Source organism: Paenibacillus sp. IHBB 3054 (assembly GCF_051594305.1).
Lineage (GTDB): Bacteria > Bacillota > Bacilli > Paenibacillales > Paenibacillaceae > Paenibacillus_AQ.
In genome coordinates this window covers 1-20,967 of record NZ_JBOFBG010000030.1, presented here as the reverse complement: position 1 = coordinate 20,967, position 20,967 = coordinate 1, and the positions used below count along the sequence as shown (strand labels likewise).

At 49.6% G+C, this 20,967-nt stretch carries 18 protein-coding genes; 9 read left to right on the top strand and 9 right to left on the bottom strand.

The window, feature by feature from the left end:
• Positions 1 to 11: 11 nt before the first annotated feature.
• Together ACQ76X_RS25255 and ACQ76X_RS25250 are read right to left on the bottom strand one after the other, a co-directional pair.
• A complete protein-coding gene (locus ACQ76X_RS25255; protein ID WP_438496492.1) occupies positions 12 to 416 on the bottom strand; it encodes an iron chaperone in 405 nt (134 codons plus the stop codon).
• Positions 417 to 462: 46 nt separating this feature from the next.
• On the bottom strand, positions 463 to 930 hold the full coding sequence (locus tag ACQ76X_RS25250) for a DUF1801 domain-containing protein (protein ID WP_438496491.1): 468 nt from the start codon (positions 928 to 930) through the stop codon (positions 463 to 465).
• Between the two features lie 212 nt (positions 931 to 1,142).
• Between ACQ76X_RS25250 and ACQ76X_RS25245 the strand changes: the two genes are divergently transcribed.
• Entirely contained in the window at positions 1,143 to 2,126 is a 984-nt protein-coding gene (locus tag ACQ76X_RS25245; protein ID WP_438496490.1) for a glycosyltransferase family 8 protein, read from the top strand.
• Between the two features lie 121 nt (positions 2,127 to 2,247).
• Positions 2,248 to 2,646, top strand: a complete 399-nt coding sequence (locus ACQ76X_RS25240; protein WP_052091981.1) for a hypothetical protein — start codon at positions 2,248 to 2,250, stop codon at positions 2,644 to 2,646.
• 41 nt (positions 2,647 to 2,687) lie between these two features.
• Here ACQ76X_RS25240 and ACQ76X_RS25235 read toward each other — a convergent pair whose 3' ends face one another.
• Positions 2,688 to 3,719: a phosphotransferase gene (locus ACQ76X_RS25235; protein ID WP_438496489.1), complete on the bottom strand. Its 1,032-nt coding sequence runs from the start codon at positions 3,717 to 3,719 to the stop codon at positions 2,688 to 2,690.
• 278 nt (positions 3,720 to 3,997) lie between these two features.
• Here ACQ76X_RS25235 and ACQ76X_RS25230 point away from each other — a divergent pair, with 278 nt between their 5' ends.
• Positions 3,998 to 4,645 (top strand): transcriptional regulator, encoded by a 648-nt coding sequence (locus ACQ76X_RS25230; RefSeq protein ID WP_438496488.1) that lies wholly within the window; start codon positions 3,998 to 4,000, stop codon positions 4,643 to 4,645.
• 767 nt (positions 4,646 to 5,412) lie between these two features.
• Here the strand turns inward: ACQ76X_RS25230 and ACQ76X_RS25225 are convergent.
• Complete coding sequence (locus ACQ76X_RS25225) at positions 5,413 to 7,749, bottom strand: hypothetical protein (protein ID WP_438496487.1); 2,337 nt, start codon at positions 7,747 to 7,749, stop codon at positions 5,413 to 5,415.
• A gap of 191 nt (positions 7,750 to 7,940) precedes the next feature.
• Here ACQ76X_RS25225 and ACQ76X_RS25220 point away from each other — a divergent pair, with 191 nt between their 5' ends.
• The 4 genes from ACQ76X_RS25220 to ACQ76X_RS25205 all read left to right on the top strand — a co-directional run bounded on the left by ACQ76X_RS25220 (position 7,941) and on the right by ACQ76X_RS25205 (position 13,375).
• The gene (locus ACQ76X_RS25220; RefSeq protein WP_438496486.1) at positions 7,941 to 8,639 is read left to right on the top strand and encodes a response regulator transcription factor; all 699 of its coding nucleotides are present in this window, start codon (positions 7,941 to 7,943) and stop codon (positions 8,637 to 8,639) included.
• Between the two features lie 24 nt (positions 8,640 to 8,663).
• Entirely contained in the window at positions 8,664 to 10,106 is a 1,443-nt protein-coding gene (locus tag ACQ76X_RS25215; protein WP_438496485.1) for a HAMP domain-containing sensor histidine kinase, read from the top strand.
• A gap of 99 nt (positions 10,107 to 10,205) precedes the next feature.
• A complete protein-coding gene (locus ACQ76X_RS25210) occupies positions 10,206 to 10,973 on the top strand; it encodes an ABC transporter ATP-binding protein (RefSeq protein WP_438496484.1) in 768 nt (255 codons plus the stop codon).
• Entirely contained in the window at positions 10,973 to 13,375 is a 2,403-nt protein-coding gene (locus ACQ76X_RS25205; RefSeq protein ID WP_438496483.1) for an ABC transporter permease, read from the top strand. Before ACQ76X_RS25210 ends, ACQ76X_RS25205 begins: the two co-directional genes overlap by 1 nt.
• A 132-nt stretch (positions 13,376 to 13,507) precedes the next feature.
• Here ACQ76X_RS25205 and ACQ76X_RS25200 read toward each other — a convergent pair whose 3' ends face one another.
• The 4 genes from ACQ76X_RS25200 to ACQ76X_RS25185 are packed head-to-tail and all read right to left on the bottom strand — an operon-like array spanning position 13,508 to position 18,587.
• Complete coding sequence (locus ACQ76X_RS25200; protein ID WP_438496482.1) at positions 13,508 to 14,815, bottom strand: MBL fold metallo-hydrolase; 1,308 nt, start codon at positions 14,813 to 14,815, stop codon at positions 13,508 to 13,510.
• Positions 14,812 to 16,491 carry an ABC transporter permease gene (locus ACQ76X_RS25195; RefSeq protein WP_438496481.1) on the bottom strand — a complete coding sequence of 560 codons (1,680 nt, stop codon included), beginning with the start codon at positions 16,489 to 16,491 and terminating at the stop codon, positions 14,812 to 14,814. Before ACQ76X_RS25195 ends, ACQ76X_RS25200 begins: the two co-directional genes overlap by 4 nt.
• A 5-nt stretch (positions 16,492 to 16,496) precedes the next feature.
• Positions 16,497 to 17,591: an ABC transporter substrate-binding protein gene (locus ACQ76X_RS25190; RefSeq protein ID WP_438496480.1), complete on the bottom strand. Its 1,095-nt coding sequence runs from the start codon at positions 17,589 to 17,591 to the stop codon at positions 16,497 to 16,499.
• A 27-nt stretch (positions 17,592 to 17,618) separates the two neighbouring features.
• On the bottom strand, positions 17,619 to 18,587 hold the full coding sequence (locus tag ACQ76X_RS25185) for an ABC transporter ATP-binding protein (RefSeq protein ID WP_438496479.1): 969 nt from the start codon (positions 18,585 to 18,587) through the stop codon (positions 17,619 to 17,621).
• Positions 18,588 to 18,797: 210 nt separating this feature from the next.
• Between ACQ76X_RS25185 and ACQ76X_RS25180 the strand changes: the two genes are divergently transcribed.
• Positions 18,798 to 19,691, top strand: coding sequence for a LysR family transcriptional regulator (locus ACQ76X_RS25180; RefSeq protein WP_438496478.1), 894 nt, complete (start codon positions 18,798 to 18,800; stop codon positions 19,689 to 19,691).
• Positions 19,692 to 20,230: 539 nt separating this feature from the next.
• Positions 20,231 to 20,386, top strand: a complete 156-nt coding sequence (locus tag ACQ76X_RS25175; RefSeq protein WP_438496477.1) for a hypothetical protein — start codon at positions 20,231 to 20,233, stop codon at positions 20,384 to 20,386.
• Positions 20,387 to 20,558: 172 nt separating this feature from the next.
• Here the strand turns inward: ACQ76X_RS25175 and tnpA are convergent.
• Positions 20,559 to 20,967: IS200/IS605 family transposase (gene tnpA / locus ACQ76X_RS25170; RefSeq protein WP_438496476.1), on the bottom strand; the 409-nt coding region annotated here is incomplete at its 5' end.

The window sequence follows — 20,967 nt, the reverse complement described above, 5'->3', positions numbered from 1 at the left end:
TTCGCCCTGAATTATTTCTCCTGCTTCTGCAGCTTCTTCTTTTTCGCTTTGTCCTCAGCTTGTTGAAGATTCTCAGCCACTCTAAATTCGACGATCCGGCTGATTAAATCATAGGGCACCGGCTTATCTAAAGGGAATTGAACGGAACCTTTGGCTCCCTTATATTCCGCCAGCTCCTCTTTGAAGGCTTCAACCCCGCTCGGTGCCGGATACAATCCAATATGTTTCTTAAATGCCGCAAAATGGACCAGATTGCCATGCAGCTCGAAAGTAGGCATCTGATAACTTATCTTTTCTTTCGCCTCAGGGGCCGATTCTTGAATGACCTTTCTCAACGTTTGGAGGATCTCCTGAACTTCAGGAGCAGATCCCGAAATATAATCATCCACAGATTCATAAGTAATTTTGTTGTCCATAACATTTCCCTCCTATAGCCTGCCGGCGGGGAATCCCCAGCATGAATTATTTTTTTCTGATCTTTTCTGTTTCCCGCTCGTAGATTTCAATGTACTCCTGCACCGTTATCTTGCGGCTCAGTTCAGCAATAAGCCCGTATGGAATGTTGTTTGTTTTTTTGAACCGGATACATGATTTGCCCATATCAAGCTTTGTCTGGACATGCTTCGGATACTCCTCGCGGAACCACGCCAGTAGCTCAGGGTGCATATACAGTCCCATATGATACAGTGCGATAAAATTCTTTTGTGAGGCTATGCTTATAAACGGAAGAGGCTGTTCAGCATTCACGTGATAACCCGGCGCATACAAGTGATGTGGAACAACATAGGTAATCATGCCATAGGACATCGTTTCCTCGAAGCCGCTTGGAAGATTCCCCTTGATTGTGCTCCGTAGCTGCGTAATGGCTTCCTGACGATCTTCCGGCAGTTGGCTGATATAGTTTTCCAGACTTTCCGACTCGTATTTCATGCTGACCCTCCTCGAAGAAAACACTTTAATTTATCTCAATATTAAATTGAATCCGGAAACTAGACAAGTTTAAGTCAACGTCGCCTGTTTCCTTCCATCAGCAGACCGTTGAAAATGGGTGAATGGAGTAGGCATATCGCCTGATCCATGTATCCATGGCAAACGTATACTATGGTACATTCACACAATAAAGTTGAGAGAGGAATTAGCGTATGATCGAACTTGCGTTAGCTTTTCAGGATCAGGATGGACACTATGCCGAGCATGCCGGAGTTGTTTTAGCTTCGGTTTTCCACAATACCGCTTCCCGTGTTAATGTTCATATTTTGCATGATCAGACTTTAACGGAAGAGAACAAGTCAAAGCTCATGAGACTAACAAGCCGATATAAACACACCATTACGTTCTATCCCATTACTCTTCCTGAAAACATGCTTCAGGTAATGGAAAATGTAGGCTCGATTAATGTGTGGACACAGGCATGTATGTACCGCTTGCTTCTTCCCGCACTTATCCCGGTTGAAAAAATCATCTATCTGGACTGCGATGTGCTGGTCAATATGGACCTTGCAGAGCTGTGGCGAATTGATCTGGAACAGTATTATTTAGGCGCGGTTTGGGATCAGGGCATTATGGAAGTTGCGCATGTTATCAATTCCAAAGGTTTGGTTCCCGAGCGTTATTTCAATTCCGGAGTGGTTCTGTTTGCCCTGAATACTATCCGCTGCCACCAGGAATGGTACGAAGAAACACTGCACTTTTTGCGCAGTTTCCCGGATTCCACGATGCCTGATCAGGATGCATTGAATGCAGTTTTCGGGGGGAATTACCTTCAGTTGGATCGGCGCTTCAATTTCTTCAACCAGTCTATACCCAATCATGACTTCCATAATAAAATTGTCCATTTTACCGGAGCGGAAAAGTTTTGGGATCAAAACTCTCCGGGGGCAGGGCTGCATCATAAATACCTCAGCCTGACGCCGTGGAGAAAATTCAGAACGTATTTGAAACGGAGAAAGCGGAAAGTCACCCACCTTAAACTTCGTTACAAAAAAAGCAGAAGACTTCATTTGAAAGTGAAACGGTCGAAGACTCTCCGCCTCTCCTTAACCGAACTAAGCATCATCAGACAGCTTAGAAGCCGTAGAGCGAATCTTCTCAAAGCCAAAAGAAAAAGCCGTTATACTAGACATTAGCTTGGAGCAAACAGCCCTATCCAATGATATGGCTGTTTGCTTTTAATTTAATATGGACTATATAAACTAACCGAGCGTAAAATATGGAGGACTGTAAAGAAAGTAAAAAGGAGCTAACACGATGGAGGATTCTTACATACAGGCAGCGGCAAAGCTTAGCACTCTCTTGTTCATAATCATTGCTTTGATCCAATTGCTGCTGACGTTCGGTTTGCCCTGGGGCGAGATCACAATGGGCGGGAGATATAAAGGCAAATTGCCTGGAAAGCTGCGTTTTTTCAGCCTGCTGTCGGTTTTCATTCTCTTATTCTTTTCAGCAGTTTCGCTGCAACACGCCGGAGTCCTTGCCTCGGGATTCAGCTTTCATTTCACATCTATTTTCATCTGGATCATTGCTGTTTATTTGGGCCTGAATACGTTCGCCAACCTTTTCTCCAAGAGTCCAAAAGAAAAATGGATCATGACCCCTTTAGCCGGGATAGCCTTCTTGTCCGTGTTAACAGTGGCCATTTACGGGTAAGCACCGGTCTACAAATTCACCCATCTTATCGAAAGGCAGGATCAAACCTCCATTTCCTCCAGCCACTCTATGCAGACAGGTAAAAAATCAGCATAATCCGCAATAGCTTGTATTGTCGGTATGACTTGACTCGTTCCCAGCTCTTGTTCCGCAGCGTCTGTACTTTCCACTCCTAGCGAGCGTTTGATGCTATAGCTGAGCCAGTCCAGCTTCCCTTGAAATCCGCAATTCATCACATCATGCCAGTTATCGCCGATCTTGCCTCCATGCTTGCGGTATGTGCTGATCATTGTACGGAAAGTGTCTTTGTTAACATTCCCCGTCTCAGAGGCCGACCAATACAAAGCTACTTCGATCAGCTCCTGCATGGGGTTAACCGCCCCGGCTGCTTCCCAGTCAATGATAACCGGAACATGATTGTTATCCCATAACACATTTTTCGGATCTAAATCTCTGTGGCTGATCACCTTGTTATTCATCAAAGCAACCCCTGCTGCATTCGCCTGCTGCTCCCACAGTTGCAGCTTATTCAAGTATTCTGTCAGCATGGACGACCATTCCAAGTGAGCTTGCTCTCCCTTAAGGGCGTAACTCTGCCAATCCACGGTTGACGGTACATAATCTTCCTTGGCTGAATCAGCTTCATCTGTAAGTTGAGTGAAATCTATGTGATGTATGCCCGCGAGAATTCCGGCAATTTTCTCGCAGGCATACATATCAATGGTCCCGGAGGATAGCGGCTTTCCGTCCACCCAAGGAAACAGCAGCACATATTGACCCTCTACTTCATGCATAAAGTTCCCCTTCGATACGATAGCCGGAAGGGCGTTTATACCTTGCTCACGGGCCAGAGTTGCCACCTTTTCCGCAAAAATATAGTTCTCCATCGCTGTGCTCCGCTTCATAATTTGCGGATTCAGCACTTTTACGGCATATTCAGCCCGGTCCGTAGTTAAGCGGTACATTTTATGAAGGAACCCGCCGAAAATTTGTTCCGGCTGTGTTGTTAATTGCCCCAAATCGTAAGCTGCGCACAGCTTGTTAAAATCGAATTGCTGATGCAACGTTTCCATAGTCCTATAATCCTTCCACTTAATTAAATTGGCCCGGCCTTCGGCCTCATTCTAATCTATCATAGAATTGGTTATTTCTGGTGTGAAGAAAATGGTTCTGAAATGGAGGGTTATCTACTTTCATTGTTGAGTTGGAATTTTCAAGGTATAATCACAATTATAGGTCGTGAAGAACACGCCGCTTCCACACTATTCATCTCTCGAGTATTAATCCGGGATGAGTGGTGCGAAAGCGGCTTTTTCTTGTTGTTCGTAACAATTCTTAGGGAGGGAAAGCAATGGCACGGTTCGAGCAGCAGTACATGGAATGGTTAGAAAAAAATCTCACGAATGAGATTAATCCTAGACGGAGGGAGCTGATGGCCAAAGGTTTGGGACATGGAACGGTTGAATTTTTAAGGAGAGTCTGGTTCCCGGCAGTCGGGAATTTTGACCATCTGTTTCCTGAATGGGAGGTTCGGGATTTCAATAATGGCTATCGGTATTTGGATTTGGCCTATATGCCAGGGGGTGCTCGAGGAGGAATTCAAATTCAGGGATATGGTCCGCATGCCAGAGATCTTGATGTCAGGAGGTTCAAGGATCTGTGCATGCGCCATTGTTTGTTATCGCTGGACAGCTGGACATTTCTTCCGATTGCCTACCTATCAGTTATAGAAGAACCGAAACAATGCCAGCAGCTTGTGCTCGCTTTTATTGGCAAATTCATCGCAACCGATGTTCCCTCCACATTAACCTGGCTTGAAGCTGAGACTCTTCGTTATGCGAGACGGTTACTGCGTCCGTTCACACCAGTAGAACTGACTGCACATCTGAAGGTAACCAATCGCCATGCCAGAAGAATCCTGCAAAACTTGGTTGAGCAGCAGCTGATTGACATTGAGAGCGGCAAGCAGCGTATACGTACCTACCGGCTTCGGTTATAACAAGTTAATCATTGGGGACTATGAATGGACAGGCTGAGGAGGACAGGCTGAGGAAACACACAGCATTGCAATAATGTGCATCGAATAACCTCAAGCGGACCGGGGAGACCTTATTTGCAAAAATTCGGATCCTATACCCGACTTTCGGACTCAGATGCAGCTATTTGCTCAACTCTCTCCTATTTAGGAGTAACTGAAAGCGAATAAAGGCTATACGGTCCGCGAACCTGGTAAAAAGAGCTAACCAGCATAAATAGAGGCTATACAGTCCGCAGCTTGCGGGGATGATCTGCTAGGTACGTATTCTGGTAGTTTTTCGGGTACGTACTCCGGTGCGTTTTCCATTACTCTTTCGGGTTGCACTCCGGTACTTTTCTGGTGCTCTTTCCAGTACTCTCTCGGGTTGCATACTGCGATACTTTTTCTGATGCGCTTTCCGGTACTCTTTCGGGTTACGTACTCCGGTACTTTTTCTGGTGCGCTTTCCGGTACTCTCTCGGGTTACGCACTCCGATACTTTATCCGGTGCGTTTTACGGTAGTTTTCGGGTGCGTTACGTCTTCCGGTGCAAGTTTTCGGGTGCGTTACGTATTCGGGTACGTATGGTACGTATTTCCCTGCCGCTAGCGCCCGATCGAGCACACCATGGAATCGCGCAGCCGCCTATTAGTAAGTACTTACGGAGTACTGGCCATCTGGTGTTTATAACAACTCAAAGAAACGGCATTTCTGCCGTTTCTTTGGATGCATTGCCAGAGAGTTACCCTCTATTCAAAACTCTGCAGCAGCCGCTCCACATACTCCGTGGAAACTTCGGCACGCTTGCGCAAATTGCTCTCCCGCCCCAGCTTTAAATAAGAGGATAGCAGCTCTTTCATAGCAGTGCCTTCGTCAATAAAGCTGCGGATATATCCTTGCGGCTGTGCCAAGTGCAACGCGGTTCCCAATTTAACAAGGGCCGTCTCCGTATGTCCCATTCCCTGATGTAGCACACTCTGCAGGATCAGCACCTGAATCTGGCCCCGCTCACGGTCCTCCTGGCATAACAGCTGATACATCCGCTCCAACAGCTGCAGTGCATTATCCGCATGTTCGCAAGCCGCAAGCACTCTCGCCAAGATCAGATGCTCGGCAACAAGGTTCGGAGACACCTCGTCCGTAAAGGTTACATCGCAGCTCTGCAGCCAGGCGCGGGCCTCTTCCACCCGGCCCTGCTCCAGTGCCAAGAAGGCTTGCTCCGCTTCAACTCTTTTCATAAATAGCAAATGATCCGGGGAATCAATCTGTGAGCCCAGACCGGAGAGCAGCTCCAAAGCGCCTTCAGGATCACCCTGGGCGGTATGAATTCTCACGGCGCTGACGGTAAGGTGAATCAATATCCGTGCATAAGGCTTGATATCCTCACGCTTGAGCGCCTTATGAACAGCGGCAGCAGCTTCCTCCAGGCGGTTCCACTCATAGAGCAGCTTGGTATAGGAGACAAACAGGAATCCTACAAAAGGATATTCCCGTTTCCTCTCCCAGACAGTTATCCACTTCACCAGTGTCTCTTCTGCATAATGAAGATCGTTAATATAGACCAAATGATCGTCGAAGGCATCATATCCCTGGTGTCTGTTGCGCCCCATCGTTTGAAAAAAGCTGCCCTCCGGGATATGCTGCTTCATCTCTTCGAAGTATTTCGACATGATTACCAAATCTTTGCGCAGATAGGCAGAGACCGAACTCATGAAGTAGATGTTGCCCATCGCCTGATGATATGCTTGTTCGCTTAAAGTGGCTTGCAGGGTTTGGAATGAAACCTCAGCCTGCTGAATTCTTTTAAAAGCTGTTTCCCATTTCCCTACTCCGAGCAGCACAGAGATATAGAAGACTTCCACCATTGGTTTCCCGGCATAATAATGCTCCGGAATGACGGATAACCATCGGTTGAGCACAACACTTCTGGATTGCAAAAGGTGAAGGATATTCTTCTCAATCAATCGGACAGCGTCCTCATATTGCTTGCCCTCCAAGTAATGTTCCACCGCTTCCGCTTCAAATCCATAATGCTCCCACCAATGCGCCACATGGATATGGGCCTCAGTTATTTTTGCCGGATCTTTGGCTGTCAGCTGTTCCTGCAAGAAATCAGACAGCAAATGATGATACCGGTACCAGTTTCTCTGATCATCCAAAGGGATAATGAACAAATTCAGCTGTTCCAGGCTCTCCAATTGCTCCTGGCAATCCGGCTGACCGGTTACCACTTCACAGATGGAATGGTTCATCCGGCTCAGGATCGAGGTTTCCAATAGAAATACGCGTATGGGCTCAGGCAGATGACAGAACATTTCTTCCAGCAAATAGCGGGAGATGTCCTGATGCTGGCCTCTTATGCCATCAATGGAGCGGGGGATGTTATCACTGCTCTTTAGAGCAATTGCGGCCAGCTGCAGTCCGCTGATCCAGCCTTCGGTCTGGTGGTAGAGCTGTGTCACCTGTTCCTTCGTCAACCTTAAATCCGTTGTCTCCCGAAAGAAGATCATCCCTTCATCCAGTTGGAAGTTTAAATCCTGCATAGTTATTTTATGTACAGTGACTGCTTCCGCTTTACTGCTGGTCAGTATGGCCAGGTCGGTACGGCCAGCGATAAAAAAGTGAATATGAGGCGGCAAATGCTGGAGTAGATAAACCAGCGAATCATGTATTTCCGGGAGACTGATGAAATGATAATCATCGAGTATAATGACCAGATCGGCAGCAGTTTCTCTGAATTCATTCAGCATAACGTCCAGTGCAGGCTCTGAGAAGATTGAGGAGCCTTTCTTAAGCAAAGGCCGGATTCTGGCTCCAAACCCAGGAAACTGCTCCTCGACCGCAGCTGTCACATAGCTCCAAAACGTGATCCAGTCGTTATCCTGCTTATCCAGGGACACCCAGGCGGCACGCAATCCACTGTATTTGACCCATTCACTTAACGCTGTTGACTTCCCGTAACCGGCGGGTGCTGATACAACAGTGAGCCTTGCAGTCATTCCTTCATTGATCTTGTTCATCAGACTTGGCCGGGGTACCAGGGAGTTGCGGCCATGGGGGATGTGAAGTTTTGTGCTTTCAATCATTATGTATTCCTCCAAATTGCAGCAAGCAACCCTATGTTTTAAATTTGTATAGTTAAGCCTATTATATCAGACGATACTTCCGATAATAAAGCTATGTTCTGCCCGAAACCATAGAGAACATAAGGAGTTATAGTGAATCTCAGGAATGCCCTATATAATGGAAGCAGAATAAACAAGTAGGAGTGTAAACGATGCAGCAACGCAAACGGATTCTCATCATTGAAGATGAACAGGACATTTCCCGTATTCTGAAGGATTATATTACATTGCAGGGTTTTGACGTACATATTGCAGACAATGGCGTGGACGGTCTTCGGCTGCTAGAAACAGTACAGCCCGATTTCATTATTCTGGATATCATGCTGCCTGATGCAAACGGGATTGAGCTGTGCAGACAAATCCGCGATAAAACCCGGACGCCAATTCTCATTCTAAGCGCCCGCAGCAGCGATACCGATAAAGTGCTGGGGCTGGGATTCGGTGCGGATGATTATATGACCAAGCCCTTTTCCCTCAGCGAGCTGGTGGCAAGAATTCAGGCTCATCTGCGCAGAATGGAGAGCCTCGGAAATCCGTTGCCGCAGGACGAACTGATTTCTATCGGTACCCTGACCATCGACAAAAAAGCCTATAAGGTAACGCAAGGCGGTCGTGAGATTTCGTTGTCTGCCAAGGAATTTGAGCTGCTGTTCTTTTTGGCCGAGCACAGAAACCAGGTATTTTCCAAGAGCCAGCTGCTCGATCAAATCTGGGGCTACACCTCCTTTGGAGATGAAAGCACTATAACCGTGTACATACGCCGGCTGCGTGAGAAGCTTGAAGCGGACCCTTCCAATCCTGAGTATCTCAAAACCGTATGGGGAGTCGGCTATAAATTCAACCTGGATTAAATCAAAGAATGGAGCCGCTGAACTATGTATTGGAGAAATTGGTTTAAACCGTGGTTTGCCTCAGCCATCGCTTGTATTGTAATTATGGGAGGCTGCGGGGCGTTCATTCAGTATAGACTTTCAACTACGGAACAGGATGTTCTTCCGGACGAAGTGGTGAATCAGGCGCGTATTGAGATAAGCGGTATTATGTTGGTTCTGGAGCAGCATCACACCGAAGTCTCCAGTCAGAACAGGATACGGGAAGAACTGCGTAAGTGGAGTGAAGAAAAGCAGCTCCACCTGCAATACACTGGCCTTGACGGTACCATTCTTTTCGACTCCTCTGCTCCACATTCCATGAATAAGGACAAACTTAATCTTAAAAGTGATCTGCATTATGATCTATACAGCTCCAAAACAGCACATGAAATGTTCAAACTGGCCTTCCCGGTTGTTGATCCTGAGTCCGGAGTGCAGGCTGGAAATGCGATCTTCACCTTGCCCGGCTCACTCCTCGCTTACAGGCAAACTACGTCTTTTCCTGCCATGTTCACTCTGCTGATGATAGCCTTGCTCCTCGTGCTGCTGCTTCTATTCCGGCTCCGGTACAAAATCAATCACGACCTCCTTCATCCGGTTAACGGTTTAAAGGATCATGCCGAGGCCATTCTCAAGGGGAACTACGGGCAGAAAGCCGAATATGCAAAGCAGGATGAAATAGGTGAGGTCTACGCCGTATTTGATCAAATGCGGAGTGAAATTATGACGCTAAGCATGCAAAAAGAAGCGCAGAGCAAGGCCCAGAAGGAGCTCATCTCCAATATTTCACATGATTTGAAAACACCGCTGACCATCGTAAAAGCCTACATTGAGGCGATCCGCGAAGGGGTCTGCTCCGATCTGCCGGCGGTTATGGCGTATATGGAGATTATGCAGGCGCAAGCCAACAAGATGGCCATGCTGGTCGAGGATTTGCTGGTGCATGCTTTAAGAGATTTGGACCAAATTTCTGTACATCCCGTGGAGCATTACAGCAAGGAGATTTTCGAGTCTATCCTCAGGCCGATAGGCCCTTATATCCGTACGGCAGGCGTGGAATTTACTGAGCCTTCCGAAATCCCAAACGTGCTGATCCGCATAGATCCTGTCCGAATCGAACAGCTTCTATCCAATCTTATCGCCAATGCGCTGAAGCATACTTCTGCCGGAGATACGATCCGGGTAGCCATCGTCCAGGAACAGCATCAGCTTACGGTGACCGTATCCGATACAGGGGAGGGAATTCTGCCGCAGGACATGCCCTTTATATTTGAACGTTATTTCCAGGGACATGCGCCTTCACAATTTGAGAAGCGGTTCAATGAGGGATCCGGACTGGGTCTGTCGATCTGCAAACATATTATTGAAGCCCATCAAGGCACCATTTCCTTTAAAAGCGCCAAACATCAGGGGACCGAATTTTATTTCACCCTGCCTATATGCTGACAGATCCTTGCCTTGTAATAATTTATTAATAACCTGATAAGCTTATTGCAAGATTCCCCCTCTACAATGAAGGAAAATGATAACTGGAGGGATTTATGCATGCCGAAAACCGCGATACTTCATACCAAAAACCTGTGTAAAACCTATTCCACCGGCAGCGAGCAATTCCACGCCATCCGAAATATTGATTTGGACATCTACCAAGGGGATTTCACCGTAATTATGGGAGATTCCGGGTCAGGAAAATCAACGCTGCTCTACTTGCTTAGCGGTTTGGACACGGTCACCGCAGGTGAAGTACATTTCAGCCAGCAGCGTATGGACAGCTTCTCCGAAAAGGAGCTTTCCGGGCTGAGAGCCCAAAAAATCGGATATATCTATCAGAGCAGCAATCTTGTGCCCGATCTGACACTGCTGGAAAATATCGCTTTACCCGGCTATGTTGCAGCAAGACCACGGCGTGAAGTGAAGCAGAAAGCCTTGTCGCTGATGAAGGCAATGAGCATTGAAGAGCAGCAGCACCGGCTGCCAGCCGAGGTGTCCGGGGGCCAGCAGCAAAGAGCTGCTATTGCGAGGGCATTAATCAATACGCCTGAGATCATTTTTGCAGATGAGCCGACAGGAAGCCTGAATTATGATCAGGGCGTTGCGGTACTCGATATTTTGACAAGCATGAATGCCGAGGGACAATCCATCGTCATGGTCACTCATGATATCAAATCAGCCTGCCGTGCGAACCGGCTGATCTTTATCCGCGATGGTCAGGTTGGCGGCGTGCTGGAGCTTGGTGCTTTTACCCCTGATCAGCTGCAGGACAGAGAGTCCCTCATCTTCTCCTACATCTCCCGTGAAGGGAGCCTTACGTAATGCATGCAATAATGACGATTTGCTGGGGGAATCTGAGGAAACGCAAAGTTCAGAACAGTCTGATTGCGCTGCTTATTCTGCTGTCCACGCTGCTGACGAACACCGCGATAACCGTTATTTCGAACTCGGAAGATCTCTACGAAAGCCTGCATCGCGACACTAAAGGCTCCCATGAACTATTAATGTTCAGCAGAGGTCTTCATAATCCGCAGAAGTCAGCCCAGTGGTGGTCCCAGCAGGATGGCGTAACGGCATCCGTGCTGCTGCCTTACAAGCCTTTGGCAGGAGTTAAACACAGCGGAGAAGATATCCCTAACCTGTATTTGTATATGATGAATACACCGGACCGGCCTTTTGGCACAGATGAGCTTGTATTTGCCCAAGGACCGGAGACTGCTCATCCCGAGCAGGGCACGATTTGGATTCCAACCTCGCTCGCCTATAAATATGATGTTTCCATTGGTGACGAGCTTCAGTTCAAGACAGGTAATACTCCTCTTAGCTTAACTGTATCTGCTGTCGTGATCGACCTTCCGCTGGGAGGGCCCTTTTCCACAACAGCGCGGATCTGGATGAACAGCAGTGACTACCAGCAGGATCTAAGCTCTATACAAGACACAGATTCATATATTCTAGGACTCCGTTTCGCTGACTACAGCCAGCGTGCTGATTATTGGGAACGGTTTGAGAAATTTCTGGGCACTCCATTTATGGAAGAGATGAACAGCTATGAGCAAATTTCAGCTTTCTACTTTATCATGAACAAAATCATCGGTTTTGTCATGAGCTTCCTTGGCATTGTTATGATGCTGGTTGCCTTGTTTACGATCAGCTTTACGATTTCGGATGCGATTCTGGCCAATTACAAAACCATTGGGATTTTCAAATCCATGGGTCTGACTTCAAGGCAGATTATAGGCACCTACGTTGCCCAGTACAGTTTTCTTGCGCTGCTGTCCATCCTGCCCGGGCTATGGATCAGCCGCTTTTTATCGGGAGTGATTATTGAACAGTCTCTATCCTTCTTAAAAACAGATCATTCCTCGATCCAGCTCCAGGGAGCTTGGAGTGATTGGATGGTCGGAGCAGGGATGCTGCTGCTGATTCTTGTATGTGTATGGCTTTATGCCAGCAAAACCCGTTCCATCCAGCCGATGCAGGCCATTCGTTATGGCATGTCTGAAGCCTCGCACAGCAGCCTTGGCAAACGTTGGAATGGCCGTGGAAAGCGGGGCCGTGAGTTTGAGCGCTGGCCGGTTCCTGCTGTCATCGGGCTGAGAAATGTAACCAAAAATCTTAAAGGCTCTATCCTGATGCTTATTCTGACCACCGTTACAACGTCAGTGCTGGTCTTCGGCTTTGTCCTCTTGAACAGCATCTATCAAATGCAGAAAACCTCACCGCTGTGGGGTTATGATGCCTCTGATATTGTTGTCATGGTCGTGAACGAAGCGAATTTCGACCGTGAAGCTCTGAATGCCGATGTTAAGGCCGATCCCGCTATCATGAACCTTAACTGGGCGGGCCAATCCATCGGCGTTGTGTCTGCAGAAACCATGCGAAGCTCCGGGAAGGTGGGCGATGCTTCACAATCCCTCAGCATTCCGCTTAATGCCGTAGAAGGAAGTCTGGATGAGGTGGGCTTCGCCTCCTTAAACGGCAGAAATCCGGCCAACCGGAATGAAATATCCATCGGCATCAACATCTCCAGGCAGCTTGGAAAAGAGCTGGGGGATGTTATCGAGCTGTATGTTGAAGGAGAGCAGCATACCTTCACAGTGACCGGCATTTATCAATCGATTGCCAATATGTCCAATCAGGCCAGAATAACCTCGGATGCGCTCACCCAGTTTCACCCTGATACAGCTTACTTGAATTTAATAAACGACGATGATGCAGATAAGATAGTGCAGCAGCTGAATGACAAATATGGCCCTGGAATTCAGGCCATCAAACAGCAAACCCTGCTCGATTCGGTATTCAAGGAAGCTACAGCGGTTCTGATCATTCCGATGAGCATTCTGAGCCTGCTGTTTCTGCTGGTCACCTGCCTCATTATTTACAGTACCTGCCGGATTCATATCCGCAAGGAAACCAAGACCTATGGCATCTACAAATCCATCGGGCTGACTTCGAATAACATCCGAGGCGCAGTAACCTGGAGCATTGTGGCGCTGTCCGCGGCGGGTACGGCTCTCGGCATTGGCTGCGGGGTATTCCTCCTCCCCGGCATATTAAGAGGGCTGCTCTCCTCCTATGGTATTGTCAAGCTGCCGCTCCTAATGCAGTGGGCTGGCATCTCCTTCCTCGCTTTGCTTTGTATGACCGTGGCCGGTCTTGGCTGCTGGATCGCCTCCAGCGTTATCCGCAGCACTTCACCACGGGTTCTGGTCACGGAATGACAGTAGCTATTTGAATAACCCATTGAACCGCCCTTTTGCGGACCGCTGGGTTTAGTAGATAACAGCAAACAGACAGCAAGCCAGCTCAGATGTCGAGCTGGCTTGCTGTCTGAAAGAGGGTATTCGGGTGCATCAGAAGGAGATACTGTCCCCGGGAAGCAGAGAATACAGTCCCGTAAACCCTTCTTCCTCCAGGATGGAAAGCACCTGATCTGTCTGCTTCTTAGGGGCATGAACCAGCACTGTGCGGCGGCTTGGAACAGCCCGCAGCATCCGGCGGATGTCAGGAAGGCCTTGATGCACCTTGTAGCGGATCAGTGAAACCATGCAGCTGCCGCTGCCTTGCTGCCCAAGCAGGTTGCGGCCAAAGCTGCCTTCAGGCAAATGACCTGTAAAAATCACATGGCTGCCGGGAACATCAAGCAGCTGCTGGTAATACCACTGGGCTGTAGGCGACTGGAGCAGTGCGTCGTTCGTGAAGATTATCTTATTCTTCCGCTGCCGCAGTGCCTCCTTCCGCTCGGAAGGACTGGAGACTGCTTTCAAGTTTCTGCTGTTCAGGAGCCGGTCAATGCAGCCGGGAGCCTCATCTCTCAGCCAACCTGAACGGGTTCGCAGCGCTCGGAGCGGAGCCAGCAGAGCCTCTTCCACCACAAGCTGCGCTTGTGGAAACCGCTCAGCAGCCCAGATGAGCAGCTCCTGGCCCCGGCCTTGCAGCGGCATCGGCAGCAGCACACAGCCTCCGCCTTCTAAAGTATCCCGGATCGCAGTCTCCAGCTGCAGCAGTTTCACATGCTGCTCTTCGGGATCCGCTCCGTAGGCGGCGTCGATGATGGCCAGATCGGCTTCTCCTTGCTCCCTGCCTGCCTCCGGCCCGGACAAGAACAGCGCCTGTGGCCGGTCTGCTGCCAGCAGCTGCGACTCCTCGGTGTAATCACCGGAGAAGTAGACCGTCTTCCCCTCCCATTCCAGGGCAAGCCATACCGCACCAGCCAAATGTCCGGTTCGACCCCACTGCACACGCAGGCCAGGTGCAACGTTCAGCCAGGTGCGGGGTCCGGCCTGTTCGTCCAGAAACATAAACTCCATCGCTTGCTTGTCTTCATCTCCATAAGGCAACCCGGCTGACTCAGCGGCCGCATATCGGCTCCACGCCTCGAAATAGCCGGGCAACTGCCTGACGGTATCGCGTGTTGTCCATACTTTCCCCTTATAGCCATATTTATAAAGCAGCGGAAGGGCCATCGAATGGTCCTCATGGGCATGGGATAGAAAAACCGCTTGAAGCTGCGGAATAACCGCGGCATCCAGCAGCGGATACTCTCCTTTCCCTTCCTTCTTCACACCACAATCGAGCAAAATACAGGATTCCTTACCCTGTAAAAGGTAGGAGGAGCGCCCATGCTCCCCGGCGCCCCCCCATATGGTCAGCTTGGTCATAGTTGTCTCCGCTTTCTGTCTGGACTTAAGTATTGAATTACAAGCAGCAATGCAGTTGTAACGCCTACAGAGATTACGGCCATTGCCATGCCCATCGCCACTGCACCTTGTTCAAACTGGGCAAAGATATAAGTCGCCGACGTCTGCATCGACGGCGGCAGAATCAGCAGCGAGGCCACCAATTCACGGCCGGAGATGGTGAAGGTCATCATCCAGCCAGCCGCCATTCCGGGAAGAATGAGCGGCAGCAGGATACGGCGGAACACGTAAGCCTTGCTTCCGCCAAACACCTGCCCCGCCTGCATCAGGGAGGAATCAATCTGCCCGTAGCTGGCCTTGACATACTGCACGGTGTAGGGAAGGAACAGCACGACATAGGTGAGCACGACCATCCCGTAAGTGTTATAGAGCGGGACCGGCATCCAGCGGGCATTCCATAGGAGGATCAGCCCAACGACAAGGACAATGCCCGGAACTGTGTTCGGCAGCAGGCTGAACAGATCGGTCCATTTTTGCCGCCATGCTGTGCCCTTGCCAATAATCAGCGCGAGCCATGTGCCAAGAATTACTGCGATGCTCGAAGCAACAATCGCCAGGCTGAAGCTGTTGATCAGTGCCTGCAGGCCTGGTGATCCTGGAGAAAGCAACTCAGCATAATGACTTAACGTCAGGTTCCCCCACGACAGCCCCTCCCCGCGCAGCTTCAATAATGAGGCGGTAATAATGGAGAAATACGGGACTCCGACGGAAGCGAGCAGCAGCAGCACAATATACCCCCAGCTGAAGAAGCCCAAGGCTCCCTTTGCGGCGTAATGCTTGCTGCGTATCCCTTTCCCGCCCACCAGGCGGTAAGAATAGCGGCTGCTGATGATCGTCTGGATATACCAGAGGATCAGGCAGACTCCGAGCAGCAGGCTGGCCAGTGAAGTCGCTTTGCCGAAATCAATCGGCCAGCTGGAAATATATTTATGAATTTCCGAGGTCAGAACATAAAACCCGATTTTACGCCCGAAGGTCGCAGGTGTCCCGAATTCAGCAATCGTCTTGACAAAGATCAGCAGCACACCAAGCCCGTAACTCGATAACAGCAAGGGCACAATAACTCTTCTAACCTTGTAAAAGAATGGAGCGCCGTGAACCGAAGCCGCTTCCTCCAACCCGCCTCCGATTTGCAGCAGCGCATTTCGCAGCAGCAGATAGAGGAAAGGAAACAGATGCAGGCTCATAATCAGCACCATCCCCCCATAGCTGAAGAAGTATGGGGTCAGCGCTGCAGAAGACGGAAGAACCTGCTCCATATAGCCACCAGTTTGCATAAATAACATCCACCCCATGGAACCGATGTAAGGCGGCGTCATGAACGGAATCAGCAGGACAACATCCAGCCAAGCGTGACGCCCGATGTCACTCTTGGCCATAATCCAAGCCAGCGGCAAGGCGAACACTGTAGTCAAGGCGACTACGCTTGCTCCAAGTCCCAGAGAATTCAGCAGCACCTTCATTAGCCCGCTGTTTCCGGTAATGGTCCTGAGCGGCGCGGTGATATCGAGTTGTTGACCAGGATAAATGCTGGTCCAGAAGATTAGAAGCAGCGGCAGCAGCACCAGAATGACCAGTATACACAAAGCAAGGCTGCTGCTCACCCACTTAAATGAGCGTAAAGCGTTATTTTTCATTCCGCTTATTTGAACAAATCTGTGAATGTTGTGGACACTTCATCGCCATGTTCGTTCATCCAATCCCATTTCACGTCAAAGGTTTTGATCTCATCCAGATTGGCGCGGTTCTCCGCCTTCACATCGCTTCTTCCCGGCAGCAGGTACGCCTTGGCTACGAGTGCCTGGGCTTCATCGGAAAGCAGATAATCAATAAATGCTTTGGCGTTGTCCACATTTGCACTCGTCTTAATTATGGCCGCCGGACGCGGGCTGATTACTGTGCCCTCTGCCGGATACACGATATCCACCGGTTCTCCATCCGCTTTGGCTTTGTAGGCCATATAATCAACTCCTGCAGCAACCACAGATTTGGCACCGGTAATTACCGGATCTAGTGCTTCCTGATTCGCCCCTGCCATCGCCACCCCATTTGCTTTATATTGCTTGAACAGATCCCAGCCGCTGTCTCCCTGAGCACTCAGGTAACCGGTCATGAAATCCAGTGCCGATCCGGAGAGCGAGGGATCGGGGATGTTGACCAGGCCCTTCCATTCCGGCTGGCCCAGGTCAGCCCAGGAAGCCGGCGGTGTGGTTACTTTCTTGGTGTTATAGACAATTCCCAGTGCGGACGCACTGTAGCTGAAGTAATTCCCTTCCGCATCCGACCAGTCACTGACAAGTTTGCCGGCATTCACCGCTTCTTGATAAGGAAGCAACAATCCGTCGTTTTTCATGCCCTGCATGGAAGGCAGGGAGGCAAGAACCACCACATCGACCACCGGGTTGGATTTCTCCGCTTCCATCCGCGCCAGAATCTTGCCTGTGGTACCCTGGAACATTTCCACTTTGACTCCGGTTTCCGCTTCAAACCCTTCTTTGATTTTATTCGCCAGTCCCTCAGGTCCAGCGCTGTATACCACAAGACTGCCGCTAAGCGTATTCTCTGCCGGTGGTGAGGCTTGTTCAGTAGCAGACGGAGTATTATTGTTTTTGGTCTTGCTGTCGTTCTCTTTAGCGTTAGCCTCAGGTGTATTGGAGGAACCGCAGCCAGCCAGACTGATGCTTAGCACGGCAGTCAAGAGAACGGAACCTAGTTTGCTTTTTTTAATGAATTTCAAGGGAAGACCTCCTAATAATAATTGTGATTAGTTCAGATGGTGAATGTGCTTCTGTGAGGCATAGACCTGAATGCTCTCACCCACCGTTAAGCGGTGTGAATGATAGGCCGTCCAGGTGCCCATTCCCTGCATCTCCAGAATGACCTCATAGCGGTCACCCATATAGCTGACATGCCGGATGATTCCGGTAAATGCCTGAGAGGTTCCCTCCCTGTCGATCCAGCGTAGTTGCTCCGGCCGAAGCATTTGCTTCCCGTGGACAATCCAGTTTGACCTGCCGATAAAACGGGCAACAAAAGGCTCTGCCGGCTTCTTGTAAATTTCCTCGGGGGCACCGGTCTGCAGGATGCTTCCGCCATGCATGACAACCACCTCATCCGACATGGACATCGCTTCGGTCTGGTCATGTGTCACGTACAGTGCCGTGATGCCCATGTCCTTCACCAGGGAGAGCAGCTCCAGCCGCATCTCATCCCGGAGGACGGCATCCAGCGCACTGAGTGGTTCATCGAACAGCACCAGCCGGGGCCGGGTCACCACCGCTCTGGCAAAAGCGACCCGCTGCTGCTGCCCGCCGGACAGCTGATGGGGAAACCGCAGCTCCAGTCCTTCCAGTCTTACGCTGCGCAGCGCTTCCTGCACCCGGCTGCGCAGCTCCTTCTTCTGCCGCGATGCCCGCAGCCCAAACGCTACATTCTCAAAGACACTCAGATGCGGCCAAAGCGCAAAATCCTGAAAGACCATGCCGAAATTCCGGCGGTGAATCGGCTGGCTGATCTTCCGGCTACTGGAGAAAATAAGTTCCCCGTCAGCCACAATTTCTCCGGCATCCGGTGTTTCCAGTCCTGCTAGCAGACGAAGCAGGGTGGTTTTACCGCAGCCCGAAGGCCCAAGCAACGTGGTAAAGCTTCCTGCCGCAATGGTCAGATCAGCAGGCTTCAGGGCATGCACGTCACCGAATTTCTTTTCCAGTCCGCTAATGATAAGCTGCTTCATTCTCATGTACCTGCCTGTTCTTAACTTATAAAGAGATAATGACTGCACTAAAGTAAGGTTGCTATGAACATGTCCTTAGTTTATAGGCAAACAATTCCCGCAATATTTGCCGGGTGTAACGCCGATATTAACTTTTTCACCGATTTATTTTAACATTCATAGAATTTTTCTATGTTATCGTTTAGCTAGCAGACGAGGGAGTGAATAGAAATGAACCTGAATTTGATTAAGCTGCAGATCGTAGAACTGCTCCATAAACACAGGAAAATCACGACAGTAGCCGAAGAATTGGGACTGAAGCAGCCTACAGTGACTTATCATTTGAAGAATTTGGAGCAGCAGCTCGGGGAGAAGCTTTTTGAGTCGAGAATGGATAAAATGATCCTGACGGAAAGCGGCAAGGCGTTTCTTCATTATGCCGTCAAAATCAATGCACTGGCCGCAGAGGCCGAGCGGGTAGTGAAGGAGTTCAATAATGCAGGCCGCGGCACGCTCAAAATCGGCGCAAGTTATGTGCCGGCCACGTATATTCTCCCCCAAATCCTGGGCCAGTTCGGAGAGCAGCATCCGGGAACAACGATTTCGTTATCGGTTAAACCCTCCCCTGTAATTAAAGAGATGCTGGTAAATCATGAAATTGATTTGGGCATATTGTCCACCGAATCCTTTTATGTGCCCACTCTGCACAGCCAATCCTTATGCGAAGATGAGCTTGTACTGGTGTTCGCCCCCACGCATGAATTTGCAGCTCAGATCAGGCTTAGTCCATCCGAGATCGCATCGGCCCATTTTATTCTGCATGACATGGAATCGAGCACACGCCAATTGACCAACAAATGGTTTGAACGATCCGGCGTAACGCCAAGAGCCCATATCCTGCTCGATTCACTGGAGGCGATCAAGCAATCGCTTATGGGCGGCAGACATGTGTCTTTTATTTCGCGGCTTGCCGTGGAGGATGAGGTGGCAAGGGGAAAATTAATGATGCGTACTATTCCGGACTACAATTTTCAGCGGCATATCTTCTATTCTTATAATCGCGACCGCCACTACTCCCCGCTGATCGGGTTGTTCATCGACCTGATCCGCACGATCCGCATCTGAAGGCGAGACAAGCAGAAAGTAATTGGAACAGGGTGATTGGAAATAGAGTTATTGAGGGCAGAGTTATTAAGGGCAGAGTGATTGGGGGCAGAGTGATTCGGGGCAGAGTGATTCGGGCAGAGTGATTCGGGCAGAGTGATTCGGGGCAGAGTGATTCGGGCAGAGGTTGAGTGCAGAGTGAAATGATGCGGACCGAGGCGCCCTTATCCACATATATACGCCTCATTAAGCCACCTTTCGGACTGAGATGCAGCTATTTGCTCAAATTACCTCCAAAAACACGATGCTGGAGCATAATAACGGCTATACGGTCCGCGAACCCGGAGAAATGAACAGATACGCATAAATAAGAGCTATACAGTCCGCAGCCTGCGCGGGAGTTTGGTTTGAGCGGAGATTGGTTTGCGCTGGATTGGCTTGGGCGGAGCTTATCCTGCTATGTGGGTTGGTTTACGCGGGGGATTAGCTTGCGCGCGGATTGACCTGCTTAGAGGCTTGGCTCGGGCGGGATTGACCTGCTCAGGGATTGGTTTGCGCGGGTGCGCGAGATTGGCTCGGGCGGGATTTACCTGTTTAGGGAATGGCCTATGTCGCGGATTACCTTGCTCAGAGGCATGGCCGGGCGGATTGGCCTGCTCAGAAATCCCCCTGCACAAGGGATTGACCCCTCCCGCTCCACGGCCTTCACCAACTAGAAAATGCGTGCTTATCCGGGCACGCGGGCAAATCAGGACCACCCGTCCAACGGGTGGTTTGCTCTAGGGGTATAACCCCTTGTTGCCAAACTGCGCCTAAAGACGCTAGCCTAACCACACATTTGTTCAGGCTCAGTGTAATTTGTCATCTTCACTTACCCGTTAAACGGGCTTATTTCTTTTTGTTCCTTTTGTCACTGAATGGATCTTCGTATTCTTTTACACTCAATTTGTCTATGGCTTGGTCATGTGCTTCTTGTTCACGGATGTATTTGGCTACCGTGGCTTCATTTAAACCCACGGTGCTCACGTAGTATCCTTCCGCCCAAAATTTTCGATTCCCATACTTATACTTTAGTCCAGCATGCTTCTCAAAGATCATGAGCGAACTTTTTCCCTTCAGATATCCCATGAACGTGGACACGGCGATCTTCGGCGGTATCGCGACCAACATGTGCACGTGATCTGGCATCATGTGTCCCTCTATGATCTCGACTCCTTTGTATTTACATAAACGCTTGAAGATTTCGATTAAATCTTTCCTTACTTGATTATATATTTCTTTCCGTCTATACTTCGGG

Coding starts and splice junctions, on each gene's coding strand:
- ACQ76X_RS25245 (WP_438496490.1), top strand. CDS start 1,143: ATGATCGAACTTGCGTTAGCTTTTCAGGATCAGGATGGACACTATGCC.
- ACQ76X_RS25215 (WP_438496485.1), top strand. CDS start 8,664: ATGTATTGGAGAAATTGGTTTAAACCGTGGTTTGCCTCAGCCATCGCT.
- ACQ76X_RS25225 (WP_438496487.1), bottom strand. CDS start 7,749: ATGATTGAAAGCACAAAACTTCACATCCCCCATGGCCGCAACTCCCTG.
- ACQ76X_RS25180 (WP_438496478.1), top strand. CDS start 18,798: ATGAACCTGAATTTGATTAAGCTGCAGATCGTAGAACTGCTCCATAAA.
- ACQ76X_RS25255 (WP_438496492.1), bottom strand. CDS start 416: ATGGACAACAAAATTACTTATGAATCTGTGGATGATTATATTTCGGGA.
- ACQ76X_RS25195 (WP_438496481.1), bottom strand. CDS start 16,491: ATGAAAAATAACGCTTTACGCTCATTTAAGTGGGTGAGCAGCAGCCTT.
- ACQ76X_RS25220 (WP_438496486.1), top strand. CDS start 7,941: ATGCAGCAACGCAAACGGATTCTCATCATTGAAGATGAACAGGACATT.
- ACQ76X_RS25210 (WP_438496484.1), top strand. CDS start 10,206: ATGCCGAAAACCGCGATACTTCATACCAAAAACCTGTGTAAAACCTAT.
- ACQ76X_RS25230 (WP_438496488.1), top strand. CDS start 3,998: ATGGCACGGTTCGAGCAGCAGTACATGGAATGGTTAGAAAAAAATCTC.
- ACQ76X_RS25185 (WP_438496479.1), bottom strand. CDS start 18,587: ATGAAGCAGCTTATCATTAGCGGACTGGAAAAGAAATTCGGTGACGTG.
- ACQ76X_RS25235 (WP_438496489.1), bottom strand. CDS start 3,719: ATGGAAACGTTGCATCAGCAATTCGATTTTAACAAGCTGTGCGCAGCT.
- ACQ76X_RS25200 (WP_438496482.1), bottom strand. CDS start 14,815: ATGACCAAGCTGACCATATGGGGGGGCGCCGGGGAGCATGGGCGCTCC.
- ACQ76X_RS25240 (WP_052091981.1), top strand. CDS start 2,248: ATGGAGGATTCTTACATACAGGCAGCGGCAAAGCTTAGCACTCTCTTG.
- ACQ76X_RS25250 (WP_438496491.1), bottom strand. CDS start 930: ATGAAATACGAGTCGGAAAGTCTGGAAAACTATATCAGCCAACTGCCG.
- ACQ76X_RS25205 (WP_438496483.1), top strand. CDS start 10,973: ATGCATGCAATAATGACGATTTGCTGGGGGAATCTGAGGAAACGCAAA.